Source organism: Bacillus sp. J33 (assembly GCF_000518885.1).
Lineage (GTDB): Bacteria > Bacillota > Bacilli > Bacillales > Cytobacillaceae > Cytobacillus.
Genome location: NZ_KI912517.1, coordinates 16,298 through 33,590 on the forward strand (window position 1 = coordinate 16,298; position 17,293 = coordinate 33,590).

The window sequence follows — 17,293 nt, forward strand, 5'->3', positions numbered from 1 at the left end:
TCATCTCAAATTCCTTTTCTTATGAATGGTACAGCTATATAATTGCTTTAACTAGTACATAATAGGTGATGGAGTTCACCTTTAAGCGCCGTTGGCTAATAACTCCTGCTGGTTCTATTACACTGGCAGGAGTCTTTTTATTTCGGGGCAGGGAGGGAAATAAACGCATGATTTATCTTTTTGTAGGGGTGGCTGGAATGCTGGGAGCGTCGCTGAGATACATAATTGGCGCTGCTTTCTTTACAAATAGTACTTTTCCGTTCGCAACCTTGACAGTTAACTTAATAGGCAGTTTTCTATTGGCATGGCTGACCACAAATGTTTTTAAAAATATTTCCATATCCCCTGTTACAGCTACAACCATAGCTACAGGCTTTGTCGGTTCATTTACAACCTTTTCTACTTTGAGTATTGAAACAATCAACTTGTTTCGGGATGGAAAGGTTTTATTAGCCGCTGTATATGTCCTTGTTAGTGTCCTGGGGGGATTAATGATGAGCAGATTGGGATATAAAATGAGTAAAGAGGTACATAAATCATGAGTGCCATTCATATTTTAATGGTAGGAATCGGTGGGTTTTTTGGAGCAATGGCCCGATTTTCTTTAAGCAAACTGTTAAATAACAAGATTGACACTCCCTTTCCTATCGGTACGCTTACTGTAAATCTATTGGGTTCTTTCTTATTAGGGGTTATTATGGGAGCGGATCCAAATGAAATAGCTGTTTTGTTATTGGGTACCGGATTTATGGGCGCTTTTACCACCTTTTCTACATTCAAATTGGAAATACTGCAGCTTCACATAGAAAAATATAGCAGAATTTTTATGCTTTATATTGCCATTACCTATGGATTTGGTATAATTCTTGCTTATGCGGGTTTTTTGTTTGGAGGATTTTTTAGCAAATAACAGAGAGTAATAGAGAATTTCACTGGAAAAATTCCCAATAAATTCCTTGACAAGAAATCTCTATAAATTGCTATAATTAATAAACTCGTACAGCGGAGGTGAAAACACAACATGGATTCATTTATTAAAGTGCTTAGAGAATCTTTTAATTTCAGCGGAAGATCCAGACGAAAGGAATACTGGATGTTCATATTAATTACGTTTATTATTTCCATCCTATTAACCATTACAGAGATGGCACTTGGATTGGAAATTAATGAAGAAATTGGAATCCTGACAGCTCTTTTCTCTCTTATCCTATTAATACCAAGCCTCTCGGTTACTGTGAGAAGGCTCCATGATACAGGAAAAAGCGGCTGGTGGATCCTACTATCACTGATTCCTATAATTGGAGGAATTATTATCCTTATCTTTACACTTTTGGACAGTCAGCCTGGATCAAACAAATACGGGCCAAATCCGAAACAAGAAGAAATCTAATACAAAATCCCAGTCATTCGCGGCTGGGATTTTTATTATATTGAATATAGATAAAAATTGATTATGTAAAAATTAAAATTAATGGAAGCAGAAAACTTTGCATTTAAAAGAATTAAATTCACAGTTTTCCTCTTCACAGTCGGCTTTTTGTGAAAAAAAGAGGAGTTTTCCAGATTCTATTGAAGTTAGAATAATGAAATTTTTATGGGGGATTATTTGAGAATGAAGGAGATACATATGGCAAGGGTGGTTGGATTTGAATTAAACAGTCAGGAGCCTGAGAAAGCTGCTCAGTTTTATTCAAAGGTTTTTGGCTGGGAAATTTCTGAACCAAATTGGGAATATTGGCCTGTAAAAACGGGGGATGACCAGTGTTCCGGCATCAACGGAGGCATCAGCCGGGGGCCAAACGACTATCCGCATGGAACTCGGATTCAGATTGAAGTGGAATCCATTGATGAGGCCATTTCATCGGCAAAGGACAATGGTGCGTTGGTTGTTAGAGAGAAAATGGACTTTGATAATTTTTATCTTGCCTATTTGATGGATCCAACAGGGCTCGGCTTTGGGCTTATTCAGAAAAAGTAATAAGTATTACTCGTTGCTTCCGGGAGGCATTGTTTTTTGGTGAAATAATGTTAAAGGCTAGTAATTGAATAGTAAGGAATACAGTCTGATATTAAGGTTAACCATTGAAAAAAGCATCCAGGAGGCTGAATATTGTGTGTGGAAGCCAGAAGTAACAAATTTAATTTTTGGTTTATTAATGGAAATAAAAAAGGTCTTAAAGAACAATTTTAAAGGGTTTTATATTCACGGTTCGTTGGCAATGGGCGGATTTAACCCGGGAAAAAGCGATGTTGATATCCTGGTTGTAACCCTTCAGCCATTATCATTTGATGCTAAAAAAGAGCTGGCTGCGCTGTTTTTGGCACGTTCTAATGAACTGTACCCGCTTGAAGCAAGCTTTTTGAATGAAAGTCAGCTGAACAGATGGCAGCACCCTTGCCCTTTTGATTTTCACTTTAGTGAATATTGGAGGGAAAGGTATGAAGAGGATTTGGAAAATCACATAAATAGTGAAAAGAGATTTGATCCTGATCTGGCTGCACATATTACAATCCTAAAGCACCGCGGAATCTGTTTGGACGGTGCCCCTATCCAAGAAGCCTTTCCTGCGGTTCCAGAAGCGGACTATATAGATTCTATATTAGGAGATTACTACGATTGCATAGAAAATATTGAAAATGATCCTGTTTATTGTGCATTAAATATGATTCGGGTGTATTGGTATCTGAAGGAAGGAGTTATCTCTTCCAAACAGGAAGCAGGAGAGTGGGCGAATCGTTCTTTTCCTGAGGAACTGCTAGGTGTGGCAGAAGAAGTGATGAGGGGATATAGTACTAGTTCGGACGTTAAATGGAACATTTATAAGAGTGAGCTATTTGCATTGAGAGACTATATTTTTGGTGAGGTGCAGGGTATTCTCAAGTAATTTAGAGGTGCTGGTTTGGATTTTAATATGACGAATGGTTTTGCAGGGAGATAAGAGGCAAGGAGTCAATGTTAAAAGGTGATATATTAAAAGCCTTTGAAGTTTATGATAGGTTGGTCTCGAGGAAATCAATAAGAAAGGAAAATTGGCTGTTTTCCGACCGATTAACGACGAGAAGGGCATTAGTGGAGGAAAAATAGTCGTTAATCTATCCGATTAACGACGAAAATGGAAAGGCGGAGGCAGAATGGCAATTAATCTCCTTGATTAACTGCAAAGAAGTTCTCAATCTTGCATCTTCACAAACTCACCTCTTTTTTATCGCGTGTATCGGAAAAATTCTTTTATAAGGTCAGGGATAAAACCCATTCGTGCTTAATATGATAAAAAGGGTTTTATGATCTGACAGGGAGGTCACCTAATGAGTATTGGCGAGAATTACATAAGCATCATTAAGAAGCGGTTTCAAAGTGTGAAGGATCTTGGAGATAAGACGATTCAGAGGCTCTCTGCAGATGAGCTTAATTGGGCTTATAATGAAGAATCAAATAGTGTTGCGGTTATCATTAGGCATATGAGCGGCAATATGGTTTCACGGTGGACTGATTTTTTAACAGCAGATGGAGAGAAATCATATCGAAACCGCGATGAAGAATTTTCACCAGCGGCTGCTTCTAAGGAAGAGCTTCTAAAGATTTGGGAAAGCGGTTGGCAGGTGCTTTTCTCTGCTTTAGGCAGTTTAAACGAACAGGATTTACTAAAGAACATATATATTCGCGGTGAAAGCCATTTAGTTATTGATGCCATCGAAAGGCAAATGGCTCACTATGCGTACCATGTCGGCCAGATTGTATATATTGGAAAGCTGTTGAAAAATGACCAATGGGAAAGTTTGAGTATCCCAAGAGGTAAATCTGAGGAATATTTGCAAGAAATGCTTAACAAACAAGCAGATGAGAATTAATTTTGATTTCCATAAAATAATAGACAGGCTGCATTGTTTGCGTATAAAGATTTTCCTGTAAAAGCTTATTGAAATAAAAAAACGGCACTTCGAGTGCCGTTTTTGATACGTTAATTTGCTGTCGTTCCTTCTCTTTTCGCTTCAGTTTCCGCCACAATAACGGCGCAAGCAGCATCGCCGGTTATATTTACAGACGTACGTGCCATATCAAGCAAACGGTCAATTCCGATAATTAGCGCAATCCCTTCAACAGGCAAGTTAGCCGAATTCAGAACCATGGCCAGCATGATTAGCCCGACTCCTGGCACACCAGCAGTTCCTACGCTGGCAAGAACAGCTGTCAATACAACAGTAATAATCTGTGTAAAGGTTAAATCAACACCAAATACTTGCGCGATAAAAATAGTGGCAACACCCTGCATAATTGCAGTTCCGTCCATATTGATCGTTGCGCCAAGCGGCTGAACAAAGCTGCTTATGGACTCAGGCACTTTCAGGTTTTTCTGGGCGGTGCTCATGGAAATCGGCAGGGTGGCATTACTGCTTGAAGTACTGAATGCGACACCCATCGCAGGAGCAAAGCCTTTGAAAAACCAGATTGGACTCTTCTTGGCAAAAACAGCTACAGAAGTACCATATGTCAAAATGGCATGAATAATCAGAGCAAGAACAACCACGATCATATAAAGTCCCATTGCTTTAATCGCATCAAGTCCCTGGCTGCCAACTGCAGATACAATTAGGCCAAATGTTCCGTATGGGGCAAATTTCATAACCAGATTAACAAGGTACATCATCATGTCATTGCCTTGTTCAACCAGGTTTAAAATACCTTTTGTTTTATTTCCAAGCATGGTTAATGCAAAGCCCACAAAAATGGAGAATGCAATAATCTGAAGCATATTTCCTTCCGCGAACGCTTTTATAGGATTGGTCGGGATAATATTTAACAGCGTGTCAGAGACCGGAGGGGCTTCCTTTGATTCGTATTGAACATTGGTAATATCAAATTCACCGGCATTGCCCGGCTGTATAACAGATGCAAGAGCAAGCCCGATTATAATGGCTATACTTGTTGTCAGCAGGAAGAATCCAATCGTTTTAATTCCGATGCGTCCAAGTTTTTTGGGATCGCCAAGGCCAGCAGTGCCAAGTGTAATCGAAAAGAAAACAATTGGAACAACCAGCATATTAATTAGGTTCAGAAAGATTTTTCCCAGCGGAGTAAAGATAAATTGATCAAGCTGAGGGAAAATGCCAGGTGCAAATAAATTGATCAAAAGGCCTGTGATTCCCCCAGCAATAAGCGCCAGAATAATTTTGGTAGATAACTTCATACTTCATTTCCTCCAATTGATAAAATAACAAAGAAAACCTTTTTAAAGCCAAAAGATTCAGAATACGCCTCTAAAAAATGGCCACAAAAAAACACAGAGGCAAAACCACTGTGCAAAACTGCCGTGTTTTCCTCTCAAAACGCTTACGAGGTTAGCTGTCGGATTCGGGTCTTGAGAGTACCCTACCTAATAAAGGATTCACCCCAGGTACTTATCTAAGTACAGTTGGTTCCCCCGCTCATAAGATTAAGCGAATACGGTATCTAGTTTTTTAGTATAACTTTAACTTTCTGCTAGTTATTAATAATTAAGGACTCTTATGATCTAGAGTTATCGATAATACTATGGACATGATAGTAATTTAATATGAAAATTAAAATTTGTCAATTTAATATGCAAAAGTTAATCCTTTAGTACCATTTCTTATCTAAAGAATACATGCAGTAAACTCATTTGCCAAAATTCATCCATCTTAACAACGGATGAATTTTTTTATCCATGATTTTTACTTCTTTCATATTTAATTGACCCTCGTGGTCTGAGAGCCACTCTTTTAATTCCGCTTTATCTTTGCAATGTGTATAATACATCTCACCATTTTTTCCGATTGCACTAACGACGAATCTGCAAGTATTTCCCATGTTACACCCTTTTCAAATTGATATCTTAGAGCATTATAACAAGTATTTGCAGAATGTCTACTAATTTTTTTAAATCTATTTTTGGCTAATAGTGTAAAAAAGGGAAGTTAGCAGCCAAAGGAGAATAAGATAAGAGTATTTATTGAGGAGGAGAGAGCTATGTGTGCCTCAAAAGACTTTAAGAACTATGAGCTTCTAGTTCAGAAAATGGATTCGAAATATTTACTAAAAAAGGTATGGAAAATAAATGGGGGCGTTTCAGCAGAAGTCCACGGTTTAGCAGTAGAGAACGCTGATGGAAATACGATTAAAATGGCAGTACGAAAGCATGGCCACAAAGATATTTCGAGAAATCCAAAAATAGCAGAAGATGAATTTAGATTATTACAAGTATTAAAGGCACAAGGAATCCCTGTTCCCTTACCTTATTTCATTGAAAAAACCGGGGAGATTTTATCCGCTCCCTGTCTGGTTATGGAGTATATTGAAGGAACAGCCAATATTGCTGATGACAATGTCATTCCATGTATGAAGGTACTTGCTGCAAAACTTTCAAGGATACATCGTTTAGAAATCAGAAGTTTAAATCTTACTTTTCTGCCTAGTACTGAAGAAGTTTTATATGACATTTTCAAGAAAGGCGGGGAAGACTTTATCCAAAGAAAACTTAGATCAGCTATACCGCTGAGCGGGAATAATAAAAAAGTCTTGCTGCATGGAGATTTTTGGCCTGGCAATGTTCTGTGGAATGATGGAAAAATTGCTTCGATAATCGATTGGGAAGACGCTTCCATTGGCGACCCGCTTGCCGATTTGGCAAATGCCCGGCTTGAGGTGCTTTTTCAATACGGAAAACAGGCAATGAATTATTTTACGGATCAATATCAATCAATTATGTCAGACCTTGATTATTCAAATCTCCCATTCTGGGATCTATTTGCTGCAATGAGACTGTCCAATTTTGCTGATTGGGGACTGGAAATAGATGCCGTAAATAGGATGGGAGAGAGACGGGACTGGTTTATAAAGAATGCTTTAAATGAGCAGGGGAATCCCGGGCCAGGGCAAGATAAAAGTTTCCTTGACAGGCGGTAAATTTGGCTATTTTTCTCTAAGAAAAATAAGTGTCAAGCAAATTTTTTTCGGATTGCAAGGATTTATATGGTATAAATTATGCGTTTTTAGAATATGTCTGCAAAGTAACGGTATCTCAATGGAGGTATCGTTTTTATTTTGAAGGGGATAATTTTAAAAGGCTAAGTGTCAGAAATCTTTGGTGTGCCATTTCTTTAAACACTTATGTATGGTATGAAAAATAAAAATGCCCATTGGCAAGGGCATTTTTATAAGACGTCATTCAATTCGGTATCAGAATATACGGAGATTAAGACCACCGCTTTTTCATCTGTAATATTTTTAGCAAAGTGCGGTACACTGGCATTCCAGCTGAATGAATCACCCGCTTCTGCAATGAAAGAATCTTCTCCTTGTTCCGCCATAATTTTGCCTTCAAGTACAAGGTGGCATTCTTCTCCTTCATGCGCATGGTGCTGCCCCATGGATGCCCCAGGCGGGAATTCAACAATCATCATTCTCAGGCCGCCTTTTGACGTTAAATGTTCGATTTTGAGATTGTTAAAAGTGGAAGTCGTTCTTTCGTCTTTTCTTACAACCCTCATATGCTGCTTTTTCTCGAGCAGCAAATAGGGCAGGGGGACTCCGAGAAATTCTGCAATGGTACTTAATGTATTAATGGATGGTGAGGTATTGTTATTTTCCACATTGCTGATAAAGCCTTTGGATAACCCCGTTCCTTCAGACATCTGTGCAATGGTGATTTTTTTTCGGTTTCTGATTGCCCGAATCTTTGTTCCAATGTCCAGTATAATCACCCCAAAAGTTTTCTAATAAAAAACATATTTATATATTAGCAAAAAAATAATTGACATTCCAGCAGATATGCTGTTATCTTATAAGAAATTAATATTCATATAAAGAAACCATTTTTATTTATTTTTCACTGATATGAATCATTAATTTCTATTCAAATAAAATCTTGGCGGATTTAATAAAGGAGGAATAGTACATGATGCCATCTTTTTTTATTGCCCATGGGGCTCCGTTGCTGGCAATTGAAAAAAATATCTACACACAGTTTCTGCAATCACTGGGTGTTTCACTAAATAAGCCTAAAGCTATCGTTCTTTTTTCAGCTCACTGGGAATCTTCCGTTCAAAAAGTGAGCAATGTAAAGGAATTTAAGACCATTTATGACTTTGGCGGATTTCCGGAAGAATTGTATCAAATTCAATATCCTGCAAAGGGCCATGAAGAGGTGACAGCGGAAATCTCAGCGTTGTTCACAAAACAGAAGATCCCATTTGAAATTGACGAGCAGCGCGGACTTGACCATGGGGCGTGGGTTGTCCTGAGGATGCTTTATCCGGATGCTGACATCCCGGTAATCTCGATGTCTGTCAACCCAAGACTGGCACCAGAGGAGCAATACAAAATCGGAAAATCACTTGCCTCACTAAGGGAGCAGGATATTCTGATCATTGCCAGTGGAGGAACGGTTCACAACCTTGGAGCATTGAACATGTTTAAGGATAATGGATCGGTCGACCAGTGGGCGGAAGAATTTGAAAAGTGGCTTGAAAAGCATGTTAAAGAGTGGGACTTGGATTCATTATTCAATTACAAAACATTGGCTCCCCATGCAGATATTGCGGTTCCGCCATATGGAAATGAACATTTCATACCCATTTTTTATTCAATGGGTGCAGGTGATCGGGAAAAGTCAGCAAAATTATTACATCGCAGTTACAGATATGGAAATTTGAGCCACAGCGTTTGGCAGTTTGGAAATGAACAAGGGGGAATGAACGATGGAAAACAAATATGAAATTGGTGCATTGATTTTAAGGGTTGTGTTAGGAATAACATTCTTTGTACATGGATTAGTGAAATTCCAGGGAGGAATTGAAAACACAGCAGGCTGGTTTACAAGCATAGGATTGCCTGGATTCCTTGCCACTGTTGTAGCAGTGATTGAATTGGCTGGCGGAATTGCATTAGTTCTTGGTTTATTCAGCAGATTCGTTTCTGCTCTATTCCTATTATTAATGGCGGGTGCCATAATAAAAGTGAAAATGGCAGGCGGCTTCCTTGGCAATGGGCAGGGTGCCGGCTATGAATTAGATCTTGCTTTGCTTGCCATGGCTGCGGCTATTACCATAACAGGTTCCAAATTATTAGCCCTGGATAAGGTGATTTTTAAAAGCAAAGAAAACCAAAACACCGTTTCTGCTAAATAAGTACCTATGGAAAAAGGTCTGCGCTCCAAATAAGGAGCCAGGTCTTTTGGTATTTTTAAGATGATGGAAAAGCAATGATGAAGTGAATCGTTATGATATAATCCAGCCCGGAACGAGGCTGGATTTTTAATTTAGGAAAATTCTATTTTCGAAACCTTGATTTCTCTTTTTAGCTATTTTTAAAACCTCTTTAAAAACACGTAACTAACTTTGTCATATTCCATTTTTCCCTCGTAAAAACGATGAGCATCTTCTCTTTGCAAGCCTGACGAAAGAGAAACAAGAGAATAGCCATTGTCCCTGGCCCAACTTTCCACATATGATAGAAGGGTTTCACCATAGCCTTTTGATCTCTGGTCAGGATCAGTGACGAGATCGCATACCCATATGAATCTGCCATTATATAAAGTAATCATTGGCATGAATCCTGTTACTGCTTTCATCTCTCCAGATTCAAATAAGGCCGCCATTTTATATCCTTCTTTTTGTGCGGCTTCCGAAACCAGTTCTAGATAGCTCTCTTCATCCAAATGAGTCCTCAGATGCTTCATCAATGGGAAAGCCTGTTTCCATTCCTGCTGGGTATTTAACTCCTTGATCAATTGTGTTCCCATTTTTACTCAACTCCTATTCATTTGTGCTGCTATTGGAATATAAATTAAATAATCCCCAACATGATCAAATTGGTTTAACAATCGATTTGATCCTCCAATATATGTATAATTTGGGACATCTATTTTCACCACTTAGATTAATTTTATTTTGAAACTTTAAATTAGTCCAAAAAAGAGGCTTGACATAGAGAAATAATGTAGATTAATTAAATTAAAATGGGGGCTAAACATGATAAAAGAAATAAATATTCTTAGACAAAAAAACGCAGAAGAAGTTCTAGCTCTCCAAACCCTGGGTTACCAAGTTGAGGCAGATTTAATTGGATATGCAAATATACCACCCTTAAAAGATTCGGCAGAAACATTGCAGCAATGTGAAGAAACGTTCTTAGGATACTATATCAATGGAAAGTTATGCGGAGCGATTTCTGTAAAGGATGGGAACGGTGTATTAGATATTCATAGATTATTTGTGCATCCGAATCATTTTAGAAAAGGGATTGCACAAAAATTATTGAACTTTATTCAAAATAGAATTGGATTAGAGAAAATGATTGTCACTACTGGATCCAAAAACTTTCCAGCTGTTGCGTTATATGAAAAAAACGGATTTAAGAAGGTGGAGGAAATTAGAGTGGATGAATCTTTAACTTTAACCTCTTTAGAAAAGAAATTTTAAAGGAAACGCCTAATTGAAAGAGAATATATATATAATATTTCATTCTAGGGGGAAGAATTAATGAGTTCATTAACAGCAGAACAACTGGAGAGAGCGATTGAAGAAAAGGAAAAGGAACTTGTCCGTGTAAAAAAAGAACTGGCATCACTAAGAAAAGAGCTTCCTGCATTCACTGTCAAAGATTACATACTGACGAATACTGAAGGAACTAAGGTGACTTTGGGAGATCTATTTGAAGATAAAAATGAACTAATCGCAATTCATAATATGGGGATGTCGTGTCCTTATTGCACTCTTTGGGCAGACGGATTCAATGGATTTACAAATCACATTGAAAATAAGGCATCTTTGGTCCTGACAAGCCCGGATGACTATAAAGAATTAGAGCAATTTTCTAAAAGCAGGGGCTGGAACTTCAAATGTGTTTCAACGGATGGGACGACTTTTAAAGAAGACCTCGGATTTAAAGATGATCAAGGCCATGTATTTCCAGGCGTATCCGTTTTCTTAAAACAAGATGACGGAACGATTCAGCATTATACAAAAGCCGCTTTTGGTCCCGGAGATGACTATTGCAGCATCTGGTCACTATTTGAGCTTTTGCCGGGCGGCAGCGAAAACTGGCATCCGAAGAAAAAATATTAGTCTATTCATTTAGTGCATTTCCTAGTAGGAGTGCACTTTTTTACTAAAGGTTTGACATGATGATATGGGTAAACAAAGATATACAGATTCAGACATTAAGACAGAGTAGAACATCTTGTAAAAACAGTCTGACAATGCGGCTCTATGGGCAGCAAATGCACTGAACATATCATTGTCTATTTTAGAAAAAATATCCAAAGACAAGCGATAGAAGCTGGCAGATTATGGGTAAAAGGAAAATTGGAGTGAAAGCAGCATTCGTTTCTCATGCCGCTGCTCGAGAAGCTGATGACCCAGCTGCCGTTGCTTCTGCCAGTTCAGCAGGACATCTGCAGCAACATCCCATATGTTTGGTCATGCAATAATGCATCCGCCTATGCCATAAAAGCGGTTGTCAGTGGATGTAATTGGCAGTTAGAACACATTGGTAATGTTGAGGTATTCCGATTAACGACGAAATTCTATTCTGGGATGGGAAAATGGAAGTTAATCAAGCGGGTTAACGACCAAATTTTACTGTGTGATCGGAAAATGGAAGTTAATAAGAGGGACTAACGCCGATAATTCACAGTGGTGTCGGAAAATGGAGGATAATCAGGTGGATGAACGACGAAATTTACTTTGGAATGGAAAAATGGTAGATAATCAGGCGGGTTAACGACCAAATTCCGCTGTGAGATTTGAAAATGGTAGATATTCAGGCCGGTTAGCTACGAAAATTCACTGTGGAATCGAAAAATGGTAGTTAACCAGGTGTACTGCCAATGAAAGTCAACTTTAACAGAGAAAAAAGAACGTAAAACAGATTATTGGCAGTGTTATCAGTCATAGGAAGAGACCGCGGATAGCAAGTGTCTGTTGCGAAAATCAGCGGGCTGGATTCATAAGTAAAACAACAAATTATGAGAAAAGTCCCTTTATTTTTAAATAATGTTAACTTGAAAGAAAGCGATATGAAATGGAGGGCTAACCATGATCAAGTCTTTAAAGGGTCAATTGATTTTGTCTATTTTGTCTGCAATAGGATTTATTTATAGTTCCTTTTCCTATATTGAGTTTACGGATGCTAAGGAGTTTCAATTACCCCGATTCTTTCTATAAGTGGCGATGATCTTTGCTGTATTCAATACTGGAATTCTAACCCAGAAATATATTCATTCGAATAAAAAGGAGAAGAATGATAAATAATATTGCATTCTTGGATCTGCTGGCTGGCACGGGGATGGACAATGAGCTTAAATATGGACCAATAATGATGTGAAAGCTGGCTTTCGTTTACTTATATGATGATTAAAGATGCTGAAAGGGGAAGTCAAATGAATTTTACGATTAAGGAAGCTGTTGAGATTCTTGAACGCACACCAAAAATCCTGGATTCCTTCTTGTCTGGCTTATCATCAGAATGGCTGCATTGCAATGAAGGGGAGGGCACATGGAATGCCGCTGAGGTACTTGATCATCTGATTGAAGGAGAGAAGAATAATTGGATTACAAGGCTGAATTTTATACTAAAAGAAGGACCCACTAAACCCTTTCCCCCTTTTCATCGGTATTCCCATCTGAGTGGATTGGAAGAAAAGCCCATTCAGGAAAAACTATTGGAATTCAGAAATATGAGAAAGAAAAATATTGCTAAACTTAAAAGTTTAATTGATCCGGAACTTCACTTGGAATTGACGGGTTCCCATCCCGCTTTGGGTATTGTGAGGATAAGAGAATTGATTTCTACATGGGCTGTTCATGATCTCACACATATTTCGCAGATTGCCAGAGTTATGGCAAATCGATACAGGTCTGATGTTGGTCCGTGGAAAGAATACTTAGGGATATTGAAAAGATAAAATTATTATCGCTGGTAAGTTAATGTCTTAACTTACCAAAGGGCTGCTCTTGAAAATATTAAAGGCTTTAAATATGGAAAGCATAAACGTATGGCAGTCTTCCTTTTTCCAGCATTTAAAATGCTGCGACGAGCGTATGATAAAACAGTCAATATGGCTGCGGTGATTTGCCTGTCTATAATGAAATAAGAAGGATTTCCATAAAGATTAATTATTAAGCCTTTGTAAATTTTTCCCGCTTCGCTATTTTTGGGACCTATACCTCATGAATGCTGTAAAAGTGTTCCATTATACTTGGATTTGATTGTGACTTTCCTGAAAAATCCATTCGTTTTGCAAGGGTCCTTTCAAAAAAATGCTGGAGGCGAGTTAATGTTAATTAGCAAGAAAAAAGGCCTGTTGTTGTCTTTAATACTGTTTTCTGCCATCCTTGTCATCATGAAGCCAGTTCAAGACTCATTGACTAGGGCGGCTGCCGCTGATGGGTCATGGTCTTCGCCATACTCTATTTCACAAAGCATAAATTCACAAAATAACTCAAGCAAAACGGTCCAGGGATATGTGGTTGGGCAGCCTACTTCAACTAGCACGGTAATTACCAGCGGTTTTCCAAATGACTATGCTTTGGCTCTGGCAGACAGCCCAGCAGAAACGAGCACGGCTAACATGCTATATGTCCAGATTCCATCTTCTTTCCGTTCAGCTTTTGGATTACAATCAAATCCTCACTTAATCGGGAAGCAAATCAAGGTAACCGGCACTCTTACCGCTTATTTTTCCCACCCTGGGCTAAAAAATGGCACTGCTTTTGAACTTCAGGGAGATGAGTCAAATACCCCAGAACCGGAAGGATATTATGATCCCGCCTATGGAAAAACTGATGAAGCGCTAAAAACAGCACTGCATAACATTATTGACGATCATACCGAAATTTCTTATTCGGACGTATGGGAAGCACTTCGCAGAACAGACGAAGACCCTCTTAATCCCAATAATGTTATTCTGCTTTATACGGGCCGCTCTCAGGGGAAATATACAAATGGGGCAGGAGTGGATGATTGGAACAGGGAACATGTATGGGCTAAATCGCATGGAGATTTCGGTACAGCCATGGGTGCCGGAACCGATTTGCATCATTTGAGGCCGACAGATGCTTCAGTCAATAGCTCCAGAGGGAACCTAGACTTTGACAATGGCGGTACCCAGCATTCGGAGGCAATTGGAAATTATTTTGATTCAGATTCATGGGAGCCTAGGGATAGCGTAAAAGGCGATGTAGCTCGAATGCTTTTTTATATGGCTGTTCGATATGAAGGCGACAGCGGCGAACTGGATTTGGAATTAAATAATCTGGTCAATAATGGGTCTGCCCCTTACCATGGAAAAATGTCCGTTTTGCTCCAATGGCATAAAGAAGATCCAGTTGATGATATTGAGCGCAGAAGAAATGAAATTATCTATACTGAATACCAGCATAACCGCAATCCTTTTATTGACCATCCTGAATGGGCATCAGCCATTTGGGAGCAGTAGCTGAAATGGGCACTTTCTTTAATTAGGAAGTGTCCTTTTTGTTTTTAAAAGGTTCACAAATTCACAATATATTCTGATATTACTATAGAGGTTTAGCTTTTATAATAAGGAAAGGAAGGAAGCGTTTTCACATCTTCTATTAATAATATGAAGACTAAAAGGGTGATGGAAATGGACTATTTAGAGATTAAACAGAAGCTTGAGGCAGCTAAGCAGGATTTAATGATTAAAATGCAGGACCCAGCTGTATTGAAAGAAGATAAAGAAAGGATTCAAAAGTTGATTGCCAACTATGAGTATATGATCGAATTAACAGATATGAATCATTTTGAACGCGGGAAAGTGACTCAGTAAGGGAGGCGAATATAAAGTCGCCTCCTTTTCCTTTATTCACCTATAAGAGAATTGAAGGGATTATTTAAGGACGGATTGACCATTCTTTTAATATGAATGTATTTTATTCATCTTAAAAGAGAGGGAATTCTAGTCATGAAAAAACAATACGCTGTGTTTGGTTTGGGCCGTTTTGGAGGTAGTCTGGTAAAAGAGTTTCACGAGCTTGGAGTCGAGGTTTTGGCAATAGATATTGATCAGGAAAAAGTGGATCAATACGCACAATTTGTTACTTATGCCGTTCAAATTAATGGAATTGATGAAGCAGCGATTAAACAAGCGGGAATAAAGAATATCGATCATGCCTTTGTTTCCTTTGGCGAAAATATTGAATCCAGCATCTTAACCTCCTTGCTGCTGAAGGAAATGGGAATTCCCAAGGTTTGGGCAAAGGCGCATAATGAGTATCATGCAAGGGTGCTTGATAAAATTGGAGTAGATCGGGTAATCCATCCTGAAAGGGATATGGCAAAGCGGATCGCACACCATATCGTATCAGAAAAGATGATTGATTATATTGAACTGTCTGAGGACTATAGTATGGTTGAAATTGTTGCCACAGACAAGATACATAATAAGTCTTTATTAGATTTAAACATAAGGGCAAAGTATGGATGCAATATCGTTGGAATTCAGCGGGGGAAAGAGATTATTGTGTCCCCTCCTGCTGATGAGGTCATTTTAAAAGGCGATGTTCTGATCGTTATGGGAAGGAATAATGGAATCGGCAGGTTTGAAAGACATGGGGTTTAGAGAAAACTGGCGGGGAGTTTCCTGGCCCGTGATCCGTGTTTCCGGATTATAGGAAATCCCAATTTATGATTTTGCCTCCATCAATGAGGATTTGGTCAAATAGGTTTAACCCTTACTGGAGAGGAGAAACCTTGTGTTACCATGTAAATTCCATTACAGAAGAATAAAGAGGGATTCTATGTATACTTATCGAATCTACAAGGAATTGCATAGACTCAATCTGAAACTATCTCCTGGATTGTTACCTTTTTTTTAAGTAATAAATCGAAACAGGATAGAGAAGGGATCTCTATCCTGTTTTTTATCTTTTAAAACTTATTAATTTTAAAAAGGGACTTTTCTTTTTATCAGTAATTTTTATCTCGTTTTTCGAAATTTTATCTTGGTTTTCCAATATCCAATTTTGAAGTTCTTTTTTATCTTTACATTGAGTATGGTAGGTTTCTCCGCCTTTGCCAACAGCATTGACTACGAATCTGCATTTATTATCCATCGGCACCACCTTGTTTCCTTTTAGTAGAATCTAGGTGCATTATAACAAGAGAGAATTGAATTTCAATGGTTTTAATGTAAATTTTTTATCTATTGAATAATATTTTTATGGAAGAAAAAAAGATCCTTAAACTCTGAGGTGTACAAATATAGCTTTAAGACTATGAGAATGTAAAGACTTTGAAGTAAAATAGGATTATAAAGGCAGTATTACAATAGTGAATTCGAGGAGTGCCCATATATGGAAACCTTACTTATTTATAAAGATGAAGTATCGAATAAATTCTGGAAAATTAACGTAACAGGCAAAGTTTTTACGGTTACTTATGGGAAAGTTGGATCGATAGGATCGGTGAAAACGAAAGAGTTTGATTCGGAGGAACTCTGCCAAAAAGAAGCCAATAAACTCATTCAGTCCAAGCTGAAAAAAGGTTATGTCGGAGCAGCTATTTCTGCACAAGTGATCAAAGAAAGCACAATGACTGAAAACCTATTTTGGGATTTGATTGAGACTGCCAAGAAAAAAGGAGAAGATCCTGACGAGCAGCTTGAGTGGCTAATAAACAATTTATCCAAAAGGCCTGTAAAAGATATTGTAATGTTCGATTACTGGTTTAATCAGAATTATTACAAATCATATTCATCTAATCTCTGGGCGGCAGCATATATCATTATGGGCGGATGTTCAGACGATTGCTTCGATTATTTCCGGGCATGGCTGCTTTATCAAGGAAACGAAGTATATGAATCTAGTTTAATTGATCCCGAAAAAATAATTCCTTCACTTCGCCGTCTTGAAGAAGACGGGGATGTTCCGCAGTTTGAAGACTTATTCTATGCAGCCAGTATGGCATATGAAGAAAAGACTGGATATGATGAAGACCAATACTATAAATTATACGAAAAGCTGTCTGGAGATAGCTATGTACAGCCCGAAATCGAACTGGATTGGGACGAAGATGATGAAGAGGGGTTAAAAAGAATGTATCCCAAGCTATGGGAGAGATATGGAGAGAACCCTTTGGAATATTAACTTTTACAGAAGGCTGCCTAATGAGGGCAGTCTTTTTTAAATTTGGAAATCTTTATTAAGTTCATAGAATCTTTTTAGAAAAAACTTGATCATAAGCAATTTATGAAGCCGGAAAATATTTCAAGGGAGAGAAAAAGGTCGCCATGAAGCTTCCATGAAGCCGGAA

20 protein-coding genes and 2 riboswitches are annotated in these 17,293 nt (G+C 38.3%); of the genes, 16 read left to right on the plus strand and 4 right to left on the minus strand.

What is annotated here, in order from left to right; all coding sequences use genetic code 11:
• Positions 1-55 precede the first annotated feature (55 nt).
• A riboswitch (Fluoride riboswitch) is annotated at positions 56-115 on the plus strand.
• Between the two features lie 52 nt (positions 116-167).
• The 6 genes from crcB (L634_RS0129085) to L634_RS0129115 all read left to right on the plus strand — a co-directional run bounded on the left by crcB (L634_RS0129085) (position 168) and on the right by L634_RS0129115 (position 3,849).
• Complete coding sequence (gene crcB / locus L634_RS0129085; RefSeq protein ID WP_026585392.1) at positions 168-542, plus strand: fluoride efflux transporter CrcB; 375 nt, start codon at positions 168-170, stop codon at positions 540-542.
• Positions 539-910: a fluoride efflux transporter CrcB gene (gene crcB, locus L634_RS0129090; RefSeq protein ID WP_034263479.1), complete on the plus strand. Its 372-nt coding sequence runs from the start codon at positions 539-541 to the stop codon at positions 908-910. Before crcB (L634_RS0129085) ends, crcB (L634_RS0129090) begins: the two co-directional genes overlap by 4 nt.
• Before the next feature lie 111 nt (positions 911-1,021).
• Positions 1,022-1,390, plus strand: a complete 369-nt coding sequence (locus tag L634_RS0129095) for a DUF805 domain-containing protein (protein WP_026585394.1) — start codon at positions 1,022-1,024, stop codon at positions 1,388-1,390.
• A 237-nt stretch (positions 1,391-1,627) separates the two neighbouring features.
• Positions 1,628-1,978, plus strand: a complete 351-nt coding sequence (locus tag L634_RS0129100; protein WP_026585395.1) for a VOC family protein — start codon at positions 1,628-1,630, stop codon at positions 1,976-1,978.
• Between the two features lie 136 nt (positions 1,979-2,114).
• A complete protein-coding gene (locus tag L634_RS32050) occupies positions 2,115-2,885 on the plus strand; it encodes an aminoglycoside adenylyltransferase domain-containing protein (protein WP_232233865.1) in 771 nt (256 codons plus the stop codon).
• A gap of 421 nt (positions 2,886-3,306) precedes the next feature.
• Positions 3,307-3,849, plus strand: a complete 543-nt coding sequence (locus L634_RS0129115; RefSeq protein WP_026585397.1) for a DUF1572 family protein — start codon at positions 3,307-3,309, stop codon at positions 3,847-3,849.
• A 110-nt stretch (positions 3,850-3,959) separates the two neighbouring features.
• Here L634_RS0129115 and L634_RS0129120 read toward each other — a convergent pair whose 3' ends face one another.
• Positions 3,960-5,186: a dicarboxylate/amino acid:cation symporter gene (locus L634_RS0129120; RefSeq protein WP_026585398.1), complete on the minus strand. Its 1,227-nt coding sequence runs from the start codon at positions 5,184-5,186 to the stop codon at positions 3,960-3,962.
• Positions 5,187-5,312: 126 nt separating this feature from the next.
• Positions 5,313-5,449: riboswitch (cyclic di-AMP (ydaO/yuaA leader) on the minus strand.
• 537 nt (positions 5,450-5,986) lie between these two features.
• Between L634_RS0129120 and L634_RS0129135 the strand changes: the two genes are divergently transcribed.
• A complete protein-coding gene (locus L634_RS0129135) occupies positions 5,987-6,922 on the plus strand; it encodes a phosphotransferase family protein (protein WP_026585400.1) in 936 nt (311 codons plus the stop codon).
• A 248-nt stretch (positions 6,923-7,170) separates the two neighbouring features.
• Here L634_RS0129135 and L634_RS0129140 read toward each other — a convergent pair whose 3' ends face one another.
• A complete protein-coding gene (locus tag L634_RS0129140; RefSeq protein ID WP_026585401.1) occupies positions 7,171-7,710 on the minus strand; it encodes a helix-turn-helix domain-containing protein in 540 nt (179 codons plus the stop codon).
• A gap of 203 nt (positions 7,711-7,913) precedes the next feature.
• Here L634_RS0129140 and L634_RS0129145 point away from each other — a divergent pair, with 203 nt between their 5' ends.
• Positions 7,914-8,732, plus strand: a complete 819-nt coding sequence (locus tag L634_RS0129145) for a dioxygenase family protein (protein ID WP_026585402.1) — start codon at positions 7,914-7,916, stop codon at positions 8,730-8,732.
• A complete protein-coding gene (locus L634_RS0129150; protein ID WP_026585403.1) occupies positions 8,716-9,144 on the plus strand; it encodes a DoxX family protein in 429 nt (142 codons plus the stop codon). The genes L634_RS0129145 and L634_RS0129150 overlap by 17 nt, the downstream gene beginning before the upstream one ends.
• Positions 9,145-9,323: 179 nt before the next feature.
• Here L634_RS0129150 and L634_RS0129155 read toward each other — a convergent pair whose 3' ends face one another.
• Positions 9,324-9,758 carry a GNAT family N-acetyltransferase gene (locus tag L634_RS0129155; protein WP_026585404.1) on the minus strand — a complete coding sequence of 145 codons (435 nt, stop codon included), beginning with the start codon at positions 9,756-9,758 and terminating at the stop codon, positions 9,324-9,326.
• Positions 9,759-9,987: 229 nt separating this feature from the next.
• Here L634_RS0129155 and L634_RS0129160 point away from each other — a divergent pair, with 229 nt between their 5' ends.
• From L634_RS0129160 to L634_RS0129205, 6 genes are all read left to right on the plus strand, one after another.
• Positions 9,988-10,437: a GNAT family N-acetyltransferase gene (locus L634_RS0129160; RefSeq protein WP_026585405.1), complete on the plus strand. Its 450-nt coding sequence runs from the start codon at positions 9,988-9,990 to the stop codon at positions 10,435-10,437.
• A 60-nt stretch (positions 10,438-10,497) separates the two neighbouring features.
• Entirely contained in the window at positions 10,498-11,082 is a 585-nt protein-coding gene (locus L634_RS32055) for a DUF899 family protein (protein ID WP_051428441.1), read from the plus strand.
• Positions 11,083-12,398: 1,316 nt separating this feature from the next.
• Entirely contained in the window at positions 12,399-12,923 is a 525-nt protein-coding gene (locus L634_RS0129190; RefSeq protein WP_026585406.1) for a DinB family protein, read from the plus strand.
• Positions 12,924-13,295: 372 nt separating this feature from the next.
• The gene (locus L634_RS0129195) at positions 13,296-14,456 is read left to right on the plus strand and encodes an endonuclease (RefSeq protein ID WP_026585407.1); all 1,161 of its coding nucleotides are present in this window, start codon (positions 13,296-13,298) and stop codon (positions 14,454-14,456) included.
• Positions 14,457-14,627: 171 nt separating this feature from the next.
• Entirely contained in the window at positions 14,628-14,810 is a 183-nt protein-coding gene (locus tag L634_RS0129200; RefSeq protein ID WP_026585408.1) for a DUF3896 family protein, read from the plus strand.
• 135 nt (positions 14,811-14,945) lie between these two features.
• The gene (locus tag L634_RS0129205; RefSeq protein WP_026585409.1) at positions 14,946-15,602 is read left to right on the plus strand and encodes a potassium channel family protein; all 657 of its coding nucleotides are present in this window, start codon (positions 14,946-14,948) and stop codon (positions 15,600-15,602) included.
• Between the two features lie 301 nt (positions 15,603-15,903).
• Here L634_RS0129205 and L634_RS0129210 read toward each other — a convergent pair whose 3' ends face one another.
• Positions 15,904-16,095: a hypothetical protein gene (locus tag L634_RS0129210; RefSeq protein ID WP_026585410.1), complete on the minus strand. Its 192-nt coding sequence runs from the start codon at positions 16,093-16,095 to the stop codon at positions 15,904-15,906.
• 240 nt (positions 16,096-16,335) lie between these two features.
• On the opposite strand from L634_RS0129210, the gene L634_RS0129215 reads away from it, so the two are divergent.
• Positions 16,336-17,127 (plus strand): DUF4240 domain-containing protein, encoded by a 792-nt coding sequence (locus L634_RS0129215; RefSeq protein WP_026585411.1) that lies wholly within the window; start codon positions 16,336-16,338, stop codon positions 17,125-17,127.
• Positions 17,128-17,293: the final 166 nt, after the last annotated feature.